This window comes from Stenotrophomonas maltophilia (genome assembly GCF_002799245.1).
Classification (GTDB): Bacteria; Pseudomonadota; Gammaproteobacteria; order Xanthomonadales; family Xanthomonadaceae; genus Stenotrophomonas; species Stenotrophomonas maltophilia_S.
The window spans coordinates 130,747-150,047 of the sequence record NZ_NEQV01000006.1 but is presented as its reverse complement, the minus strand read 5'-3'; the positions used below and the strand labels follow the sequence as shown (position 1 = coordinate 150,047).

At 57.6% G+C, this 19,301-nt stretch carries 13 protein-coding genes; 6 read left to right on the top strand and 7 right to left on the bottom strand.

Going from position 1 to position 19,301, the window contains the following annotated elements; genetic code table 11:
* Nucleotides 1–8 precede the first annotated feature (8 nt).
* Genes B9Y64_RS22040 through B9Y64_RS17830 form a run of 3 tightly spaced genes read left to right on the top strand, consistent with a single transcriptional unit; the run spans nucleotide 9 to nucleotide 4,485 of the window.
* Nucleotides 9–1,979: a hypothetical protein gene (locus tag B9Y64_RS22040; RefSeq protein WP_157804537.1), complete on the top strand. Its 1,971-nt coding sequence runs from the start codon at nucleotides 9–11 to the stop codon at nucleotides 1,977–1,979.
* The gene (locus tag B9Y64_RS22035; RefSeq protein WP_125899103.1) at nucleotides 1,979–3,982 is read left to right on the top strand and encodes a hypothetical protein; all 2,004 of its coding nucleotides are present in this window, start codon (nucleotides 1,979–1,981) and stop codon (nucleotides 3,980–3,982) included. Before B9Y64_RS22040 ends, B9Y64_RS22035 begins: the two co-directional genes overlap by 1 nt.
* A complete protein-coding gene (locus B9Y64_RS17830; RefSeq protein WP_049459868.1) occupies nucleotides 3,979–4,485 on the top strand; it encodes a hypothetical protein in 507 nt (168 codons plus the stop codon). The genes B9Y64_RS22035 and B9Y64_RS17830 overlap by 4 nt, the downstream gene beginning before the upstream one ends.
* Before the next feature lie 42 nt (nucleotides 4,486–4,527).
* Here B9Y64_RS17830 and B9Y64_RS22180 read toward each other — a convergent pair whose 3' ends face one another.
* The 3 genes from B9Y64_RS22180 to B9Y64_RS17820 all read right to left on the bottom strand — a co-directional run bounded on the left by B9Y64_RS22180 (nucleotide 4,528) and on the right by B9Y64_RS17820 (nucleotide 9,852).
* Nucleotides 4,528–5,631: a hypothetical protein gene (locus B9Y64_RS22180; protein ID WP_197579984.1), complete on the bottom strand. Its 1,104-nt coding sequence runs from the start codon at nucleotides 5,629–5,631 to the stop codon at nucleotides 4,528–4,530.
* Nucleotides 5,632–6,183: 552 nt separating this feature from the next.
* Nucleotides 6,184–8,352, bottom strand: coding sequence for an SIR2 family protein (locus tag B9Y64_RS22175; RefSeq protein WP_202909079.1), 2,169 nt, complete (start codon nucleotides 8,350–8,352; stop codon nucleotides 6,184–6,186).
* 585 nt (nucleotides 8,353–8,937) lie between these two features.
* Nucleotides 8,938–9,852: a LysR family transcriptional regulator gene (locus B9Y64_RS17820; RefSeq protein WP_075675881.1), complete on the bottom strand. Its 915-nt coding sequence runs from the start codon at nucleotides 9,850–9,852 to the stop codon at nucleotides 8,938–8,940.
* A gap of 276 nt (nucleotides 9,853–10,128) precedes the next feature.
* On the opposite strand from B9Y64_RS17820, the gene B9Y64_RS17815 reads away from it, so the two are divergent.
* The 3 genes from B9Y64_RS17815 to B9Y64_RS17805 all read left to right on the top strand — a co-directional run bounded on the left by B9Y64_RS17815 (nucleotide 10,129) and on the right by B9Y64_RS17805 (nucleotide 14,201).
* Nucleotides 10,129–11,193, top strand: coding sequence for an SDR family oxidoreductase (locus tag B9Y64_RS17815; protein ID WP_008266446.1), 1,065 nt, complete (start codon nucleotides 10,129–10,131; stop codon nucleotides 11,191–11,193).
* A gap of 75 nt (nucleotides 11,194–11,268) precedes the next feature.
* Nucleotides 11,269–12,003, top strand: coding sequence for an SDR family oxidoreductase (locus tag B9Y64_RS17810; protein ID WP_075075813.1), 735 nt, complete (start codon nucleotides 11,269–11,271; stop codon nucleotides 12,001–12,003).
* A 146-nt stretch (nucleotides 12,004–12,149) separates the two neighbouring features.
* Nucleotides 12,150–14,201, top strand: a complete 2,052-nt coding sequence (locus B9Y64_RS17805; RefSeq protein ID WP_202909078.1) for a TonB-dependent receptor domain-containing protein — start codon at nucleotides 12,150–12,152, stop codon at nucleotides 14,199–14,201.
* 282 nt (nucleotides 14,202–14,483) lie between these two features.
* Here B9Y64_RS17805 and B9Y64_RS17800 read toward each other — a convergent pair whose 3' ends face one another.
* The 4 genes from B9Y64_RS17800 to B9Y64_RS17785 are packed head-to-tail and all read right to left on the bottom strand — an operon-like array spanning nucleotide 14,484 to nucleotide 19,292.
* Nucleotides 14,484–14,729, bottom strand: a complete 246-nt coding sequence (locus B9Y64_RS17800; RefSeq protein ID WP_008267212.1) for a hypothetical protein — start codon at nucleotides 14,727–14,729, stop codon at nucleotides 14,484–14,486.
* A 39-nt stretch (nucleotides 14,730–14,768) separates the two neighbouring features.
* Nucleotides 14,769–15,410: a hypothetical protein gene (locus tag B9Y64_RS17795; protein ID WP_032961297.1), complete on the bottom strand. Its 642-nt coding sequence runs from the start codon at nucleotides 15,408–15,410 to the stop codon at nucleotides 14,769–14,771.
* Nucleotides 15,411–15,426: 16 nt separating this feature from the next.
* A complete protein-coding gene (locus B9Y64_RS17790; protein WP_008264906.1) occupies nucleotides 15,427–16,125 on the bottom strand; it encodes a HupE/UreJ family protein in 699 nt (232 codons plus the stop codon).
* Between the two features lie 29 nt (nucleotides 16,126–16,154).
* On the bottom strand, nucleotides 16,155–19,292 hold the full coding sequence (locus tag B9Y64_RS17785) for an efflux RND transporter permease subunit (protein WP_049400892.1): 3,138 nt from the start codon (nucleotides 19,290–19,292) through the stop codon (nucleotides 16,155–16,157).
* Between the last annotated feature and the right edge of the window lie 9 nt (nucleotides 19,293–19,301).

Below are 19,301 nucleotides of genomic sequence, written 5' to 3'. Positions count from 1 at the left end.
CAGGGGGAATGCCTGGGAAATGGGTGGTGCCCTGTACACATCCGGACCTCATTAGCACGGGGAAGATCTATGACTTCTCGATTCTGGCGACTGGTGCAAGTGATGCCCCGCCCATTGCCGCAGTCAGGCATTCCTGGAAGGGGGGATTCACTGGTAGGCCGGAGCTGCTGCGCGATCTATGGCCTACGCTGAGCGCGAGTATTGAAGGCATCGCATCAGACGGTGCAGCTGCAAGAAGGGGGGCACTGGTGTCCTTCTGGAGATTCCTCGATGCACTTGAGGGATACATGGCCTCAAATGGAATTCCATTCAAACGGGTGGTTAGACTTCGCGATCTGACATCCCGGCACGTTGCCCTCTACACAAGCCCGAGTCCGGAGGGTGCATGGGATGCCACTATGGACAGCAGAGCTGCCGTCGTCCGCGCGATTATAAAGACCGCGATTAGCTACCATGAACTTCCAGAGCTAGTACTTCCAGTTTTCAGGATAGCCTCGAATCGCCGCGAGACCCCATCCGAAGAGCACGGATTGGCCGTCATTAGGCTGCTACGAGCGGAGGCACTGAAGGTTCTACAGCGGTGGAGGAGAACGGACAGACTCATTCCTCAAGGACGCGATCTGATCGAGTTGTACAGAGAGAATCCTGAGTTCATGAATGCCCCCGACTTCGTATGTACGGAAGCGGATGCGCACGCGACCTATCGCGCGCTCATAAGGCTGACGGGAAATCCAGTGCCTCGGCGATCTCAGTTGTTGGCGATCTTCGGCAAGCGCATCAAAAGACTCCCAAGCTGGTGGGCGCACTACCCCGATGACCACGAACGATCAGGAAGCGAGGTCGGCTGGCACGATCTGGTTGCCGGAACCTATCCTACTAGCGCAGATGTCTCAATTTTCTTCCTGCTCTTTGTAGCGCGGAGCGCCTGGAACCCCGCAACCGCAGCATCCATGAACTTGAGCGACTGGACGGCAGTCTATGATGAGCAGCATGCATGGATCTATGCGCCTAAGGACCGGGCCAAAGGGACCGCGCAATGGACTGTGTCACGGGTAGGCGATGCGACGGGCTGTCATTCGTTAGTTGAGCTTCTTCTGAAGCGGACAGAAGGGCTTCGAGGCCATATCGAAAGAAACCCGCGCCTGTGCCCTCTCCCAGACGTTGTCGCTCGTAGTCCATGGGTGGGCGTAACAGTGCGCGGACGGCGACAAGGGGTGTATGTAGTAAATCCCCGCACAACTCGAACTGCAAACAACTGGCTCGCCTCTCTGATAGAGCAACTCGATGACGGCACCCGTACAGCTTCCGAGACCATGTCAATTGGACAGTTCAGAGATGTCGCCGCGGCTGCGATCTTCAAGGATTCTCAATACTCGAACTGGGTAATGATGGTACTACTTGGTCACAAGAACCTCATGACCACTAGGCACTATGGCTACCGAAGATCTTCTTTTGAGGAATCCTTCTCGCTTGTGTCCGAAGTGATTGATGACTTGTTCTCCCAGCTTCGGGTCAATCGTGTGTTCGACGTAGCCTTGACGAGGGCGAAGCTCGCAAAGTTGGACGTCAGTGAAGCCGAGATCGAAAAGCTGAATCAAGCACGCCGTCATAAGACCTACGACGGAAGCGGATGTGCAGATCCTTACAGCCCGCCAGCAGTCATTGATCCAGGCAATCCGAGAGATGGATGCACTCTATGCGTCCAGCAGCATAGGTGTGCTTCCAGCGGCTGCCCCAACTGTTTTGTGTTCACGGACAGCCTGGACTTCATCTGCCGGCGTGTGGCAGAGCTAGAGGCAGTTCGGACCTCCGTAGGAATGGTTCGGTTCGATGCTGGATCAGATGCAAGTGACCTGGCGCGGCTTCGCCTAACCGTTCTTCAATGGCCAGCAGATGCAGTGAAGTTCGCCATTGATAAGTGGGCGGCAAGGATAGCCTCCGGTGAGCACATGCCAATCTACTTCGCAGGGCAGCACTGATGAAAATGGTCAACCGGTCTCTAGTAGCAGGCAACCATGAACTCCTAGCTCCTGACGTGGAGGTGTCGCTACTGTCGATTAGTCCGAATGAGCTGAGGTTGGCGCCGGAGGCAAAGCTGAAGCAGCTTCAGAAGCTTGTTGGAATGGGGGACAACTGGGGCGTTCTTCGTATTGACGACGAACATCAGTCTGGCCTACGGACCTCTGATCTCGATCTAAGGCTCTATTCTGGAAGGGGCAAGACGTGCAAGGGGAAGCACTCACCCTTCGTAGTTCGAGAGCTTATGAGGCTGGCGATCACGATGGCGATAATTCCAGGCAAAACCGGGAAGGTGTATAGATACACAACGATCCGGACGCTCATTGCCAATCTTAAGAGGGCGATCCAGCGTACAAATGTACGTCCAAGCTCCAAGAGACTCTGGAGCCTGGTCGAACGCGCTGGCCTGACGCAGAAGTACTCTGACTGCCTTGGGGTGGTTGAGTACTACCACCGACTGGGGTGTCTTCCCGATGGCCCCGCGCCCATGCGTCCAACGGTTCATGGAATGAAGGCTGCGCGAGATCGAACGGGTGAACCTGAGCATACAATCCCGGTCAGCATAGCGAAACCTCATCAGCCATACTCAGATGAGTTCGTCTCTGAAGCAGGCTCGATGGCACTGGTGATGATCGAAGTCGTTGGTCCTACTTTGTTGGATGCCGTAGAGGCCGCACTCGCCGCTACTGAAACTACTCGTGATCTGAAAGACGGTCCCTCGCCATCTCCCAGTCGCCGAGCTGCTCGCGTAAGCAATGCTGTGATCCGGTCATGGGAATGGCGGGGGCCTGACGGGGAGCCGCTTAGGGATGCCCCGCTTCAATTTTCGATGAAATCCGGGCGAAGTGGAAAAACCGTCGCATGGCCGCCTCGGACGTTACCCCAGGCCTTGCGCCTGATAGTGGTTCTACAGGGTGCACACGCTTTTCCGGTGGCTCTTTCTGGCGGTCCCCGACATGGTGAACTGCTAACGATGCAGATCGGCTCGCTTGGCAAGCGAGGTGGTTCCAGTGTTTACGAGTTCAGAACCTGGAAGTTTGAGAATCCCGGAGGGAGGCAGAGTGAAGCGCCAGCGCCGTCAATTGCCATTCAAGCGATTCTGCAGCAAGAGCGCCTAGCGAACATTTTTCGACGGCACCACGGCCTAAAGGGGAACGGCCTGTGGGTTTCCCCAAGATATCCAGATAAGGTGCCGAGCCTTGCGCATGTGTTCAATAGCTTCGTGGAGATACTTGGCCTGGAGCGCTGGCTCACCGATGGTGGTATGAACCCGCATCGATTCCGAAAGACCCTCGCTCGAATTGTTGCTCTAGCGCTTGTCCATGCGCCAAAGATTTTGATGGATGTCTTTGGGCACAGGGATGAACAAATGACAATCATGCGCTACATACTTTCGGATCCAGGAATTCTTTCCGAAGTACAGCAAGTTGTACGTGAGATGCTTATTCTAAAGGGAGTGGAGGCGATCAATAAGGCTGATGAGGTTCAGGGGGCCGGCGCAGAGAAGCTACGGGGGCGTGTGGCGCTGTTCGCGCGCCGGCTGGGTAAGTCCGCCCTTGATCCGCAGAACATCAGGGAGTTCGCCCGCGCGATGACTGCTGAGGGCTCTTCTTGGGCAGTTGTCGCACCAGGAATAGTGTGTACGAACTTCACCGATGGAGGCCTTTGCAACAAGGGGCATGGTCAGGCTAATCCACACTACTGTCATCCTGCATGTGAGAATCAGTTGATTCTCCCTGACGACGAGGATAAGGCGTCCAGAAGCGTTGTTCAGGCCATCGAGACAGTTCAGTACAATCTTGAGTTGCTAGAGCACGCTTTCGTGGATGATGACGTTATGCTCATTGCTCAGTTCCGGGGGCAGATCAAGTCCGTGCTCGGCAGGTGGAAGAAGGTGGACGAATACTTCTCGAAGAGCAGTTTGCTGACGCGCCTCGTACCCAATGTGGTACTTCTGAAATGAGACAAAAGAAGAGTCTTGCCGAGCTTGGAAAGGAGCGGACGGAGGCGTTCGTTGCACGCCTTCGATCAACTATGGCCGAGATTGACAGGGAGATATCGGAGAACGACGGAGTGTATCCACGGAACTCTGGTCGGCTGAATGTTGCAGAGCTGTGTCGGCGGGCAAAGGTAACAGCGGTATCGCTGCACGGAGAGAAGCATGCCGGCACCACAAAGCTCGAGGTGCAGGCCTGGCTCACGAAACTTCGAGTGGACGTTCCTACGAGCGTGAAGGCCGCCAGACGAAAGTCCTACTCACAAAGGCTGGGATGGAAAGAGAGGTACGACGGTATTTCTGCGCAGTTCAAGAACATGTACTCGATCGAGGTGGTGCAGCGAGATGCAAAGATCGCCGCCTTGAAGAAGGAGATTTCTGAGCTGAAGTCACAGATCAAGAAGCAGCGCGAGGCGGGCTCAAGGGTGGTTGGAATCGAGAGCGGGAGAAGGAGAAAAGCGAGTTCGTAATAGGGCATCTCGCAAGCTTCGAATGATGCCCCGCCAGAACTCTTAGGAGCGCGTTCGCACCAGCTCCTCAAGTCGATGAAACTGGTTGTTTCGCTCTAGGTCGGGAGCGGCGGCCCTTACTTGAGCTAGGCATTCATTCAGTCCTAGAGGCGCCCATTGTTGGGATCCAACAACGGCACCCAGCAAATCTAAAGCCTCAGTTGGCGACTGGCTACAAAGGCCAGATTCTAGTAGAAGATGGACGATGTAGTCCGAATTCGCTACCGGCTGAAGCCAGTCACGTACCGCCTTCAATGCGGAAGGGAACTCAACCCGGGCCGCGATGGCGAGTCGAGCTAAGGAGGCAGCAATGCTGGGTGTAGCTAGATTGCGCGATTTTGGCCAAATCTCCTGCCAGAAGGGTTGGACTCGATTTCTCCAGAAGTCTTCGCGTTGATCGCCTGCGGCCTCCAGTGCTTGGGAGAGCGATTGTGCGGACTTCTCCAGTCCATCCTGTGGAAGCTTGCCCAATGCAGATCTAAAGTCGTCCCGAGAGTAGCCTTCCAATTGCCCTAGGGCTGAGTGCGTTAGGAAAGCAGAGAACTGTCCTCGGTGTTCACCAAGGTCGGCGTAGTGACCGGCCGTCAATAGGAACTGCGACTTCAATGCCACCATCAATGGCTGGTACAGTCGCGGTGACCAAAGAAATCCTTCCCAGGCTGCTTTCGCTTCGACAGGGTTGGACCAATCGAAGAGCGGTAGTAGCGTCGCTTCGGTCCACGCCCGGTCTACGCGATACAGGGCGATGAGTCTAGATGCGAGCAACACCCTGCCATGGCGGAATCGATCTACTTCAACATCGCATATGGCGGAAAATGCCGCCTTAAGTTCAGGGGGAAGTAGGTCTCCATCGTTGGGCGCCCTCTTGAACCATAGATTGAGCAAGGCGCGCGTGGCATGCCCAATGGGGTGATTAATCGCCTCCGAGACAGGGTTATCGATTGGCTCGCCGTTCCTTGTCATGCCACTACTCAAGGGGATCGGAAGCGCAAGCACTCGACCGGCGAGAGTCAATAGGAGGTTCTCGCGATTCGCGCCGCTTCTTGAAGTGGCCTCCATCCACCACGCTACTGCAGGTGCGATCTCGGACAGAACTTCATCAGGCATTAGCAGTACCAAAGGCGATGCGTACTGCCAGGAGCGGGCTGCCATTGAATCGTCCGACCAAACCTGAAGCGCCTCGCGCCACCGAACTGCGGGCCAGACGTCTTGGTGAGCGAGGTCGCAGAGCGCGGCAAGGCTATGGAAGAAGCGAGTACGGCAGACATCCCGCCAAGTGTCCTCATAGAACGGTCTATGGGCAGGCCTCGGCGATTCAAGCCATTCAACTAGCTCCTTGCGAGTGCGAGGGGCGACATCGACCTCTCTGCCGTCCTCGAAATCCGGATCTCCGGTGCCGCTCATCCAGTGTGAGAATTCGTCCTTCTCGTTAGGGTCCAATCTCAACTCAGGATGCGCGATGGATATCTCCGCTAGGCGCCTTGCTGCAGACACACCAAGATGTAGGCCCGAGGACTCCAGCTTCGCTAGACGAATCCATACTGCGCGAGCAACCAGGCGATCCCAGCGTTCGGACTCCAGATCATCGCGATACATCTCGCGGGGAGGTCCTGCCAAGATGACATTCTCCAAGCGTGCTTGAGACGCGTTGTCTAGAATTCACCCCTGGAGAACAAGAAGCCTCAGCACTTCGCGTGCGGTGCACTGCGACCACAGCCACCGCCCCTCATCCAGTAGCAGCCAATCGACCCACTGCTCCTGCTCGATGCAATTGTCCTGGCTGGCCGCAAACAATGCCAGCCGCTTGAATGTGGGATACGGGATCTCGAACCATGCCTGAGCCATGAGCGTGGATCTCGACTCATCCGTAGCTCGAACTGCTAACCAAGCGTCGCGTAGCAGTTCAATCAGGCTAACCCAGTCTCGGAAGGACCGGTTCTGCCAATGGGGCGTGATTGATGGAAGGTCCCAGTAGGATCTATCGACAAGGTCATCTGCCTCTCCTAGATCTCGAAGAAGGCCCAGCGCGTCACAGAGCAGTTGCTGTAGGTCCGAATGCAGGAGCGGGAGTGCCTTCTCCCACTCACCCTTAGACTGATCCTGGAGGACCGCATGTACATTGTCCTCCGCAAGCACAAGGTCCCAGTCAACCAACTGCTTAATTCGCACTGTCTCGTCTGCACCATCGGCCACTTCGCCGTCCCAAACAAATGGACGCCTTAGTGTGATCTTTGGGCTGAGAAGGCTACGAAGTTCCATCCGAAGAGACGTGTTCAGTCCCTCACGTCTAAGACGCTTGATCCAACGATATAGCAGCCCCCCTGACAGTGGGGTCTTGAGTCGGCCACCGAGCACGATTCTCCAAAGAGTTCGCATCTTTGGATCGGGCACACCCTTTGGGGCGTCCAGGCGAATAAGATCCAGCTCCGAGACTTTGCCATCCCGTTCCAGTGTGGCCAGACGCTCAAGTTCGGAGTCGACTAGAGAGATCCAGCGACTATCCATCTGCCCGCCACGCTCTGCAATCCATATGATCAATCGTGGATCGTCCAGATGACGCACAAGCCAGCGTGCGAGCTGGAACATCAATCCATCCCATCGGCTGGCCATACTTCCAGAATACGCCAGTGTCATAGGAGGAGCGTGATCATAAGGCGCAGGCCTACGAACCAAGCTGAATCTGAGTTCTGCATCCTCCTCCTTAACCGAGGAGAAGCCAAAGCGGGCTAGATCCCTCTGCAAGAATCGCTCATGGGAAAATGCCTCGAGGAGCCACTCAAGCGGGGGAACTGGATTGAACTCCGCGAAGCGCTTCGCGGGGAGGCCTGACTTGTCTGAAAGAGCCCACAGCATTCGTCCAACAAAATCGTCCTGGAGCGTGCTGTCCTGAGGTTGGGCCATGGCGTGCTTCGCAACAATGGCCTCTTTACCTTGAACTCCATCGCGATAGACATCTGCCCAAGTCCTGATTGTGTCGTGCAACGCAGAGTGGTCATGGGTAGCAGGCTGAACCCTGTAGAGGATAGGTCTAACGCCCTTAGCTTCCCATTCAATAGTCTTCAGATGCTCTTTCCCGGCTTCGCAATCTCCGAACGCCCACGCCTGCGGGGTAACCTCACCGAGCATTCGATCTGCTGCTAATGCGTCCATCATGTACCGGAGGACCGGATCGTCAATGCTGTATCCAATGAAGCAAACGACATAGTTGCGAAAAAGTTCGCTGACGAACCGCGCGGCCCAGCGTTCGGTCAAGTAAGCCAAGCCGAAGTCACCACTGGTGGCCACTAGTCGATGGAGTGCTGCATCATCCTCACTCTCCGGAAGCAGGCCATGCAGAAAGACAAGCCCATCCCAGCGGCTGCTCTTAGGGATCGGCAGCATTGGAGCGGGATAGGCCGGAAATGGTTGGCCCATGCGCTTCGCCGCCGCGTGGAAGGTTCGATCGAAGTTGGTAGTCACCAACCGCAACGCGCCATCCCGGCTTCGTGCTAACCGAAGAAGCGCTGCTTGGGTGTCAATTGCTCCCTTCCGACGAAGCTTGGGTCTCAACGATTTCGCTAGGGCGCGCCGAACCGCCAATCGCTGCCCAGGCAGTCGCCTTTCAAGTAGATCGAGAGTCGCGTCGAACTTTGAATGATCGAAGGCGGCACGCTCGATGTCCGTGAATGATGTCCCATTCGACGCATAGATTTGCTCAACCAGTCCTTTGAAACCAGGTAGTCCTGACGGGTAGGAGACTCCGGCGCCGCAGAAGAAGACTACTCGTCCTTCTTCGTGTGCCTGTAGAAGTGCTTCTGGGATGTCTGGCCCGTCGACGATGAACTGCATTGCAACTCCCTCTGAATGCTCTCGAACAGAGTGTAGGTTCAAATCAGATGGAATTGGCCAATCGCAGCGTCCAATTAAGTTCTTCTTTTGAAGTTTGTGCGGATTCAGTCTGATGGTCCAAGAGGTGAGATCTGTCCGAGCCCGCTCAACGCCTCGTCGTGGCAGTGCCAATCATTCTTCAGTAAATTCGGCTTCGAACTCGTGCTGATGTGGCAGTATTGAAGGTAGGGTTTTTGGTCTCATCCGCGTTTAGGAATGTTAAAGCCAACCACAGCGGAGGACCGCAACTTCAGCGCCTCAACAGTGGTTGGCAATTGAACGCTTCCATATGAAGGGACTGCATTCCGATACCCACTCATATGGACGAGGTGCTTATGGAACTAGCGAGTCCAGGGCATCCATTCTCGGAGTCCTCCGGACTGGCTCTGTCTGATGCCGGTGGCAAGAAGCGCTCTCATTGCCTCACAGCAACCTACATATGTGATCCAGAGGGAGAGTCTGGAGAGCACTCCGGTATCGAACTGGTGATGGAGTACGTTGGCAGACCATTCATGTCGATCCCAACTCCATAGTTTGGAGCATGTTTTAGCATGCATCGATCATCTGTGTCCGAATTACCTCCGCTAGCCCCTTGAGGCCGGGCAGGGATTGGCGACGAGTGGGGTAGTACAGCATGAATGGTGCGCCCATTGATGCCCAGTCTGGCATCACAACTTCAAGTGCGCCGGACGAGATTTCGTCCTGCACTCTGAGTTCCAGACAGTATGCCAACCCCAATCCCTGCAACGTTGCAGCGAGCAGAGAGTCGGTGCTGCTCACCCTCAGCATTCCGCTGGGAATTACCTTGACCATACGATCACCGTCGCCAAGTTCCCAGCGATAGATTGAGCCGTCGCCGATTCTGTTCTCAATACAAACATGCCGCCGCAGATCGCTTGGATTCTCAGGTCTCCCAGCATGTTGCAGATCGCTGGGCGCTGCCACGACCACCCACTTAAGCGGATGTGTAAGCTCCAGACCAACCATCCCCTCTGGCACTCGGTCACCGTATCGAATGCCGCCGTCAAAGCCTTCCGCTACTAAGTCCACCAGGCGTTCTTCTATCACTAGATCAAGATGGACGTTAGGCCAGCGTTGCTGAAAGCTCCACAGCACTGGCCAGAGTAGGAGGCGCGCCGCATCGTGTGATAGCGAGATCTTGAGCATCTGGATCTCTGACTGCTTCCGAGCCCGAATCGCGGCTAGACCCTCTCCAATTGTATCTAGGCCAGTGGCTGCATAGCGTTCCAGTTCGCGTCCTTCAACGGTGATCGAAAGCGCACGGGTCGTACGATTAACGAGACGCACACCCAGTCGATCTTCCAGCCGCTTTAAGGCGTGACTTAGAGCTGAGGCAGATAAGCCAAGTTCGAGGGCGGCGGCGCGCATTGATCCATGCCGAGCGATCTCGATGAACGCAGCTAGATCTGAAATGCTTATTCTCTCTAGATCACCTTTCAAGACACTTCACCCGGGTATCGATTACTAAACGTGCCAATGATCCGCCGCACAAAGCATGATTTATGGATCGAACGCAGTGCAGATGCTTCCCCATTATCGCCGAGGATGGCATGGCAAGAAGCTGCGCCGTCGACGCTTTCGATCATTTCTGAATTGAAAGAACTTCAGCAATAAAATTGCTACTTGCGCATGTTCGCCGCAGTAAAGTTGCGTCTCCTCCACGGTCGCTGTACTCAAATTTGCTTGGGCCAGAGTGACCAATCAACTGGGATGAACATGTCAAATTCGAATAGTGATTTGCCTGAGCACGACGATGAAGCCACGCCGGTCATCGGCCGCAGACAGTTTATTGCGGGAAGCAGTGTGGCCATCGCCAGCGGAATTGCTGCTTCCTCGGCATTCGGTGCTGTGCCCGCTGCGGTACTCTCGGAGGCGCAGGGTCAGGGCCGCCCGCGAGCCGGCCTGATCGACCCTCGGCAGGCATATCCTCGGCCACCCTACCCGCGCCAAGAACAGCCTTGGCCGGGGCTTGCGTCGAAGATGCGTCCGCTGCCGGACCACGGTGAGAAAACCTATCGAGGCAATCGGCGCCTTGAAGGCCGCAAGGCACTGATTACGGGAGGAGACTCAGGAATCGGTCGGGCCGCTGCCATTGCATACGCCCGCGAGGGTGCCGATGTGGCCATCAACTATTTGCCTGAAGAAGAGGAAGATGCGCGTGAAGTTATTGCGCTGATACGCGCAACCGGCCGTCAGGCATACGCTTTACCTGGTGATATTCGCAGCAAAGACTTTTGCCTGGATCTTGTGCGCAAGGCGGCATCGGCGTTGGGCTCGATCGACACCTTGGTGCTGAACGCGGCGTATCAGCAGCAGGAGCCGGACATTCTAAAGATTACCGACGAACACCTCGAGAACACCTTCCTTACCAACATCAATGCAATGGTATGGATGACCCAAGAGGCACTGCGTGTGTCTCTTCCGCCTGGAAGCGTCATCATCGTTACTACGTCTGAGCAGGGCTACGATCCGTCCCCCTACCTGGTCGACTATGCGATGACGAAGAGTGCGCAGGTTAGCTACGTTCGCTCGATGGCTAAGCAGCTTGGCCCTAAGGGGATTCGGGTAAACGGAGTTGCTCCAGGTCCTATCTGGACTCCGTTGCAGATCAGTGGCGGGACTGCATCCGAGAAGATTCCGAACTTCGGGGGGGACAAGCCGCTAGGACGCGCAGGTCAGCCTGCTGAGCTGGGTTCAATCTTCGTCCAACTTGCGGCAAGCGACGCCAGTTATGCGAACGGCCAGGTGTATGGGGCCGAAGGTGGCGCTGCACGCCCCTAACTTGCGTCACAGACGACCCCAACTCCTTTCATGACTCAACTACACCTGGTCGCCAACGAACGTAGGAGATAGACCTTGACAGAAGCAAGTTACAGCCTTAGAAACCGCTGCGTTGCCATTACTGGCGCCGGTTCGGGGATCGGACTGGCAACGGCGGAGATGATCTTACGCAGTGGTGGAAGCGTTCTTGGAGGATCCAGGCGTTTAGGTGACTTCAAGCGGCTACAGGATGAGTTCGGCGCTGATCGCGCCTACTGGATGCGTCTGGATGTGCGCGATCCGGATAGCGTGGGTGCCTTCGCATCTTGCGGCATTGATCACTTTGGAAGCGTACATTCGGTAGTGGCCAACGCCGGGGTTGGCTACTACGGCGGAGTCGCTGACGCAAGCGATGATCAAGTCATCGAAATGTGTGAAATCAACTATCTCGGAACGGTCCTCACGGTACGTGCTTTCCTCCCTCATCTTCGTAGCGTTGGTGGCGGGGATATTTTGATCGTATCGAGCGTCGCAGCTCATCGCAGTGGGGCGGACGAAGCCGTCTACGCAGGTACCAAGGCCGCCCAGCTCATTTTTGCGGGCGGCTTGGACCGAGAAGTAAGGAAAGATGGGATTCGCGTGAGTGCCATCTGCCCCGCAGGTACTCATACATCTTTTGCCGTGGGTCACGGTCGCACGGCCGACGATCCCCGTTTGAGCGAATTCATGGCCGCGCAGGATGTAGCCTCGCAGATTGTCTATTGCTTGCAGCAACCGCGGACCTTGCGGACCGGCGTATGGACGACTTGGAGCATGAGCCAGTCCAGCTGAGGTGCTGCCCAGACAGCATCGGTCGGCCACAGTTTGATACCTGACCTCAAGACGCAAGCCAGCCCTCGACCCGATATGGGCGTTTTCCGGAATCAAGCGAGGCAGCCATTCCCCAGCAATAATGCCCGTTACCGGATTACCCCGAGATGTCGCACACATACCTGAAGTCACGACTTGCTCTTCCCACGCTGACAGTTGCTATTGGTCTGGCCCTTTCTTCGCATGCCAGCGCTGAAGCTTTGACGCATGCCTCCTCCGTCAAGCAGTTGGACACCTTGGTCGTTACCGCCACCGGTGCCCAGCAGTGGATCAGGGATGCGCCAGCCAGCATTAGCGTTATCAGCCGCGAGGAGATCGAGCGTAAGCCGGTCACCAGCATCGGCCAGCTGCTGAGTACCGTCCCTGGAGTGACCGGTGGCTATGCACTGTCCGGAGCGCAGTCGAAGATCCGCCTGCGTGGACTGCCCGAGCAGTACACGCTGATCCTGATCGACGGCCGCCGCCAGGGCAACTCCTCCGGCGTGAACTACCGCGACGACCTGGGTCCGCAGGATCTGAACTGGCTGTCGCCGGACATGATCGAACGAATAGAAGTGGTGCGCGGCCCGATGTCGTCGCTATACGGTTCGGATGCGATGGGCGGCGTGATCAACATCATTACCCGCAAGATTTCCGACCACTGGGGCGGCTCGGTCACCTTGAACCACAGCGTGCCCGATTCATCCACCCGCGGTGATACCACGCAGATGGGTGCCCTTTTCAGCGGCCCACTGACCGACAACCTGGGGATCCGCATCGGGGCCAACGTGACCGACCGCAAGTCCGATCGCCTTGAGGGCCAGACTCCGGGCAGCAAGGCGGAGAATGCCAACCTGCAGTTCCACTGGCGCCTCAACGATGACCACGCACTGACCATAGAAGGGTCGCGCGGCGTGCAGCGCAACACCGGCAGCGGTGATGTATATGCCTGGGGTCTGTCCAAGCTGGTACAGACCGGTTACGTGCTGGGCCATGATGGCCGTTACGGCGACTCCACCACCTCCAAGACCACCCTTGTGCGGAACGACTACCAAGACAAGGGCAGTGCGGTGGGCAACCATTCGAAGGAAACGGTGTTCGATACTGCCTTCACCACCGCTTTCCATTGGGGCTTCGAGCACAGCCTGAACGTGGGTGGTCAGTGGAAGCGCGAGCAGCTGGAAAACAGCGACACCATCGGTACCGTACCTGTGACTTGGACCGGCAGCAGCCGCATCAGCCCGACCAGTGAAGCGGACTCATGGGCCTTGTTCGCCGAAGACCACATCACCCTGCACGAGCGCTTCGTGCTGACTCTGGGCGTGCGCTGGGACAACACCGACAACTACGACGACAACGTGAGCCCGCGCATCTACGGCGTGTGGCACCCGGCAGACGCATGGACAGTACGCGGCGGTGTCTCCAAAGGGTTCCGCGCGCCCAATCTTAAGCAGGGCACCGCTGGTGCGGCCACCCAGTCTCTGGGACGCGGCTGCGGCAGCCTGACCCCGGAAGGCTGGAACAGCCGGCTGATCAACGCCGACGGCACGACCGGCTGCTACATGGCCGGTAACCCGAACCTGAAACCGGAAACCAGCACCAACTATGAGCTTGGCGTGGGCTTCGACCAGAACGGCTGGTCCGCATCGGCCACCTACTTCCTGACCAACTTCGACGACAAGATCGAACAGGTGCCGCTGCGCGAGATCCCAGGCCAGAACACTAGCTTCGTAAACGGCTTCTGGTGGACGGTGGCGCAGAACATCCAGAAGGCTCGCACGCGAGGCGTGGAAGCCAGTGTGACCGTGCCGCTGCACGAGCGACTGAGCTGGACCACCAACGCCACACGCATGTTGGAATCGAAGAACCGCACCACCGGCGCCAGCCTGCTAGTGGTGCCGAAGATCACCGCCAACACTTCGCTGAACTGGAGCGTGTCCGATGCATGGTCGCTTAACCTCAGCGCGCAACACATCGGGAAGCAGCTTGTGTCTTCGTCCAGACCTACCTTCGCCAAGGCATACACCACGGTGGATCTGGTCACCGCTCTCGATGTGAACGAAAACCTGACCTTGCGCGTCGGCGTACAGAACTTGGGTGATGTTTCCACGCTTGAAGAAGGCAATAATTACGACGGCGGCGCACGCACGCTCTTTGTGGGCGCGACCGCGCGCTTCTAAGGCGGGTTGATCAGGTCAGGAGATTGCGTTCGGTTCAGCACGTTCGATCACGTCGATGATTGCAAATGAACTTTGCCGCACTCGGGTTTGGAGAATGTAAGCCCGAGTGCGGCTCTAATCGCAATCCTCCGGTCAAACGCTAGCATTCGAGAGCGAGCCTGTTGGAAGAATGAGGGTCTAACCGAGGTCTATTTGTAGGACGACGCTGGCACTATTCGCTTGGCTCAAGGGTAAAGACGAATGGTCCGACTTCACCCAAGCCGGACCATTCGCCGCAATCAATTACTTCTTCTTCGCAGCCGACTGCGCCTGAGCGTCGCACCTGTCCTTCAGCGCCTTGGTCTGAGGATCGGCAAGATCCACCTTGAACTTCGTCCGGTCAGCCAGCTGTTCACACGTAGCAGGCTTTGCCTTAGGCGCCTCCTTCACTTCCGACTCGGCATGAAGCGCCGGATCATGTGCGAAGGCCGATGCGGACGCTGCAATGGAAGCGAAAAGGACGCTGATGAGGGCAAAACGATTCTTCATGTTGCTTCTCCTAGGTTGATTTCGGCGTTATGCCGGGTGTCACGGCTGGTAGAGGTCGGCTTGGTAGCCGGTAATTTGCACCTCGATGATCACGGGGGTGCTGCCGCGGTTCTGCCAGTACCACCCATGGGTACCTTCAAAGGGAGCAATGAACGTTCCCTCGGCCTGACGCTGGGCGCCTTCAACGGCGTAGCTGGTCCAGGGGCCCTTCACGTCGGGACGCTCGCCGTGCATGTCCACGGCAACATCAGACGTGGCCTTCCAGCTGAAAACCATCCCAGCGCCCTGAGCCATATGGGCCTTCACCTCCTGGCCCTTACCAGGGGCAAGCTCGATCGTCAGTGAGTCCTGCCGTAAAGGAGTGCTGGCGAGAGAGACAGCGGCGGGTTCGAAGGCCTGCTTGCCATTGCTCCCGAAGGCAACCTTGGCCTTCTCGAACAGCGCCGAGACGGCTTCGGCGCTGCCAGCAGATGCCGGAACTGGGGGAGCTACGGCCTCTACCTGGTCAGTGGAGGCTAGGGCGTCCAGACCCAGAACCTTACCTACGCCCGTAGGGTCGATTCCGTACTCCGCGGGAAGCACGGTGGTGAGCAGAATCACCCCTGCAACGGCAGCGGCCAGGGCGGTGGATTTCAGCAGCTTGCGAGTGCTGGGCAGCTGATTGGAAAGCGTGATGGACATGAGTACCTCTGTAGATTCAGGAAACGAAGTAGCCGGTGAGCTGCATGCCAACAAGCACGAAGCCGGCGCACATAAGGGCGGTGTTGATGCTGTACGCCTGTCGATGGAATGACGGCAAGCGGCGCCAGAAGCCCATCACGATCAAGATGCCTGCGAGCGCGAGCAGCTGTCCGATCTCGACCCCCACGTTGAAGGCGAGCATGTTTGGGACAAGCCCGTCAGGTGAGAGCGAGAAATCCTGCAGCTTTGTCGCTAGACCAAAGCCATGGAAGAAGCCAAAGATCAGCACGGCGGCTTTGGTGTTGGGCTGTACCCCAAACCAGCGCTTGAACGCGCCCATGTTGTCCAGCGCCTTGTAGACAACCGACAGGCCAATGATTGCGTCGACCAGGTACGCATTCACATGCAATCCGCCCAGGACACCTAGCAGCAAGGTGGTGCTGTGGCCGATCGCGAACAACGTCACGTAGATGCTGACATCACGCATCCGGTACAGGAAGAAGATCACCCCGAACAGAAACAGGAGGTGGTCGTATCCAGTCACCATGTGCTTGGCGCCGAGGTACGTGAACGCGATGAGCTGCAGGCCGGTACTGTCTTCCAGGAAGGCCTGGTCGCCTTCACTGACGCCATGCGCCCAAGCAACGCAAGGCAGAAGGATGGCTGCAAGCAGGTAGAGCCACGCTTGGGTTCGTTTGGAAATGGTCAACTGCATGTTCCTGGGAGGGGTTGAGATGGACGGGTTCACGCTGCGTCCTCCTTCCGCTCATCCCCTTCGCGGTGGATGAGGCGATAGAGCGCCGGCAACACCAGCAAGGTCAGCAGCGTGGAGGAGATGATTCCGCCGATAACGACCGTCGCCAGCGGGCGCTGAACTTCCGCGCCAGCCCCAACGTTTAGGGCCATTGGCAGGAAGCCCAGGCTGGCAACCAGGGCCGTCATCAGCACGGGGCGCAGCCGGGTCAGTGCACCTTCGGTTACCGCTTGGTGCAGGGGAGTGCCCTGTTCCCTAAGGCTCTTGATGAAGCTGATCATGACCAGGCCGTTGAGCACGGCGACGCCCGACAGCGCGATGAACCCCACGCCTGCAGAAATGGACAGGGGTATGTCACGCATCCACAGAGCCACCACGCCACCGGTCAACGCAAGTGGAACGCCGCTGAACACGATGGCAGCATCCTTGCCCGAGCCGAACGCCATGAAGAGCAAGCCGAAGATCATCACCAGGACGACCGGCACGACCACGGACAGCCGCTTGCTGGCAGAGATGAGCTGCTCGAAGGTACCGCCATACTCAATCCAGTAGCCTTCCGGCAACTGCACCTCCTGACCAACCTTCTCTCGCAGCTCCTCTACGAACGAACCAAGGTCGCGACCACGTACGTTGCTGGTGATGACGACGCGACGCTTGCCGTTCTCGCGACTGACCTGGTTTGGGCCTGGCGCAACTTCAACTTTAGCCAGCTGCCCCAGCGGAACGAACGCTCTCTGTTCGCCGGAACTGGCCCCGACGGCGACGGCTACCGGTAGCGATGCGAGCGTCCGGGTGTCCTGACGCAGGTTCTCGGGCAGACGAACGACGATGTCGAAGCGACGATCACCCTCAAAGACCTGACCGACCGCCTCACCGCCCAGCGCAACAGAGATGGTCTTCTGGACCTCGTCGATCGAAACGCCATAGCGGGCCAAAGCACCCAGGTCAGGCGTGATGGTCATAAGAGGCAGACCACTGATCTGCTCTAACTTCACGTCTGCGGCGCCTGGGATGGAACCTGCGGCGTCCTCGATCTGGCTGCCGATCTGCGCCAGCTGATCCAGGTCGTCACCGTACAACTTCACCGCCACCTCGGCGCGTACACCGGCAATCAGCTCGTTCATGCGCATCTGCACGGGCTGGGTGAACTCGTAGTTGTTGCCGGGAATTGCTCGGACAGCCTTCTCCAGCTCAGCAATGAGCTGCGCCTTTGGCTTGCGGGGATCAGGCCATTGGTCGCGATCCTTGAGCATGATGAAGGTGTCTGCGACCGACGGTGGCATGGGGTCGGTCGCTACCTCTGCTGTGCCGATCTTTGCGACAACCTCATCCACCTCGGGGAACTTCTTGATGGTCGCTTCAAGCTGGCGCTGCATGCCGATGGCTTGCGTCAGACTAGTGCCGGGAATGCGCAGCGCGTGAAGCGCAATATCACCTTCGTCCAGATTCGGAATGAACTCAGTGCCCATGCGACTGGCCAGAAGACCCGCCAGTACGGTGAGGACGGCTGCACCACCCACAACCAGTTTGCGAGCACTGACTGCCCGCTCCAGCATCGGGCCATACAGCTTGGTTACGCCCCGCATAGCCTTGGTTTCCTTCTCCGAGACCTTGCCCGTGACAAACTGAGCAACCGCAGCGGGAACGAACGTGAGGGACAATGCCATCGCACCAGTCAGCGCGATAACGACGGTCAGGGCCATCGGGTGGAACATCTTTCCTTCCACGCCGGAGAGCGCAAAGATCGGGATGTAGACGGCGGCAATGATGAACAAGCCGAACAAGCTGGGCTTGATCACCTCGGCACTGGCGCTGGCGGCCAAAGCAAAGCGCTCATCCCGGGTCAACAGACGCCCCAGGGCGTGCTGACGCTCGCCGAAGCGGCGCAGACAGTTCTCAACAATGATGACCGCGCCGTCGACGATCAGACCGAAGTCCAGCGCACCCAAGCTCATCAGATTTGCTGAGACACGGTTCTGGACCATGCCGGAGATGGTCAGCAGCATGGTCAAAGGAATGACCGCGGCCGTGATCAGTGCGGCGCGAAGATTTCCGAGCAGAAGGAACAGCACCGCAATGACCAGCAGGGCACCTTCCAGTAGGTTCTTCTTGACGGTTTCAATGGTGCGGTCGACCAGCTCCGTACGGTCATAGACCGCATGCGCGCGGACACCTTCTGGAAGCGTCTCGTCGATCTCCTTCAGCTTGGCAGCGGTTCGCTGAGCGACTTCGCGGCTGTTCTCACCAATGAGCATGAATGCAGTACCAAGTACCACTTCCTTGCCATCTTTGGTCGCTGCACCCGTTCGCAGTTCGGTGCCCTCGTGAACGTCTGCGAGGTCACCGACGCGAAGCGGCAGCCCCTCGCGATTGGCGACCACGATCTTGCGCAGGCCGTCCATGTCCGCCACTTGGCCAGGAACGCGCACAAGGTACTGTTCACCACTCTTTTCAATGTAGCCGGCACCCACGTTCGCATTGCTGCGCGCCACGGCCTCCATCACATCCTGCATGGTCAGCTCGTACGCCTGAAGCTTGCGCGGGTCAGGCGTGATGTGGAACTGCCGCACATAGCCACCGACGGTGTTGACCTCTGTAACACCTTTCAGATGTCGCATCTGGGGGCGTACCACCCAATCCTGGAGGGTACGAAGCGCCATCGGCGTCCAGGTCTCTTCAGCACCCTTCTCGGCTTCCACGGTGTACATGAAGATCTCACCGAGACCGGTGGCGACCGGGCCCAGCGTTGGCTTCAGCCCAGTTGGGAGCTGGGATGCGGCTTGCTGCAAGCGCTCGGCCACCTGCTGCCGCGCGAAGTAGATGTCGGTACCGTCTTCGAATACAACGGTGACCTGGGAGAGACCATAACGCGAGATGGACCGCGTGTACTCCAGCTTGGCTAAGCCGGCCAAGGCTGTCTCGACGGGGAACGTTACCCGCTGCTCTGCCTCCAGTGGAGAGTAGCCCGGTGCTTCGGTGTTGATCTGGACCTGGACATTGGTGATGTCAGGGACGGCGTCGATTGGCAGCCTGCTGTAGTTCCAGATGCCCAAGCCTGACAGCGCCAGGACCAGAAGCAGCACAAGCCATCTATGCGCGATGGACGCGCGAATGATTCGCTCTAGCATGATGGATCC

Bases quoted from the DNA above. Each gene is read 5' to 3' on its own strand.
- B9Y64_RS22035 (WP_125899103.1), top strand. From the start codon at position 1,979: ATGAAAATGGTCAACCGGTCTCTAGTAGCAGGCAACCATGAACTCCTA.
- B9Y64_RS17830 (WP_049459868.1), top strand. From the start codon at position 3,979: ATGAGACAAAAGAAGAGTCTTGCCGAGCTTGGAAAGGAGCGGACGGAG.
- B9Y64_RS17795 (WP_032961297.1), bottom strand. From the start codon at position 15,410: ATGTCCATCACGCTTTCCAATCAGCTGCCCAGCACTCGCAAGCTGCTG.
- B9Y64_RS17800 (WP_008267212.1), bottom strand. From the start codon at position 14,729: ATGAAGAATCGTTTTGCCCTCATCAGCGTCCTTTTCGCTTCCATTGCA.
- B9Y64_RS22175 (WP_202909079.1), bottom strand. From the start codon at position 8,352: ATGCAGTTCATCGTCGACGGGCCAGACATCCCAGAAGCACTTCTACAG.
- B9Y64_RS22180 (WP_197579984.1), bottom strand. From the start codon at position 5,631: ATGCCTGATGAAGTTCTGTCCGAGATCGCACCTGCAGTAGCGTGGTGG.
- B9Y64_RS17805 (WP_202909078.1), top strand. From the start codon at position 12,150: ATGTCGCACACATACCTGAAGTCACGACTTGCTCTTCCCACGCTGACA.
- B9Y64_RS17785 (WP_049400892.1), bottom strand. From the start codon at position 19,292: ATGCTAGAGCGAATCATTCGCGCGTCCATCGCGCATAGATGGCTTGTG.
- B9Y64_RS17790 (WP_008264906.1), bottom strand. From the start codon at position 16,125: ATGCAGTTGACCATTTCCAAACGAACCCAAGCGTGGCTCTACCTGCTT.
- B9Y64_RS17815 (WP_008266446.1), top strand. From the start codon at position 10,129: ATGTCAAATTCGAATAGTGATTTGCCTGAGCACGACGATGAAGCCACG.
- B9Y64_RS22040 (WP_157804537.1), top strand. From the start codon at position 9: ATGCCTGGGAAATGGGTGGTGCCCTGTACACATCCGGACCTCATTAGC.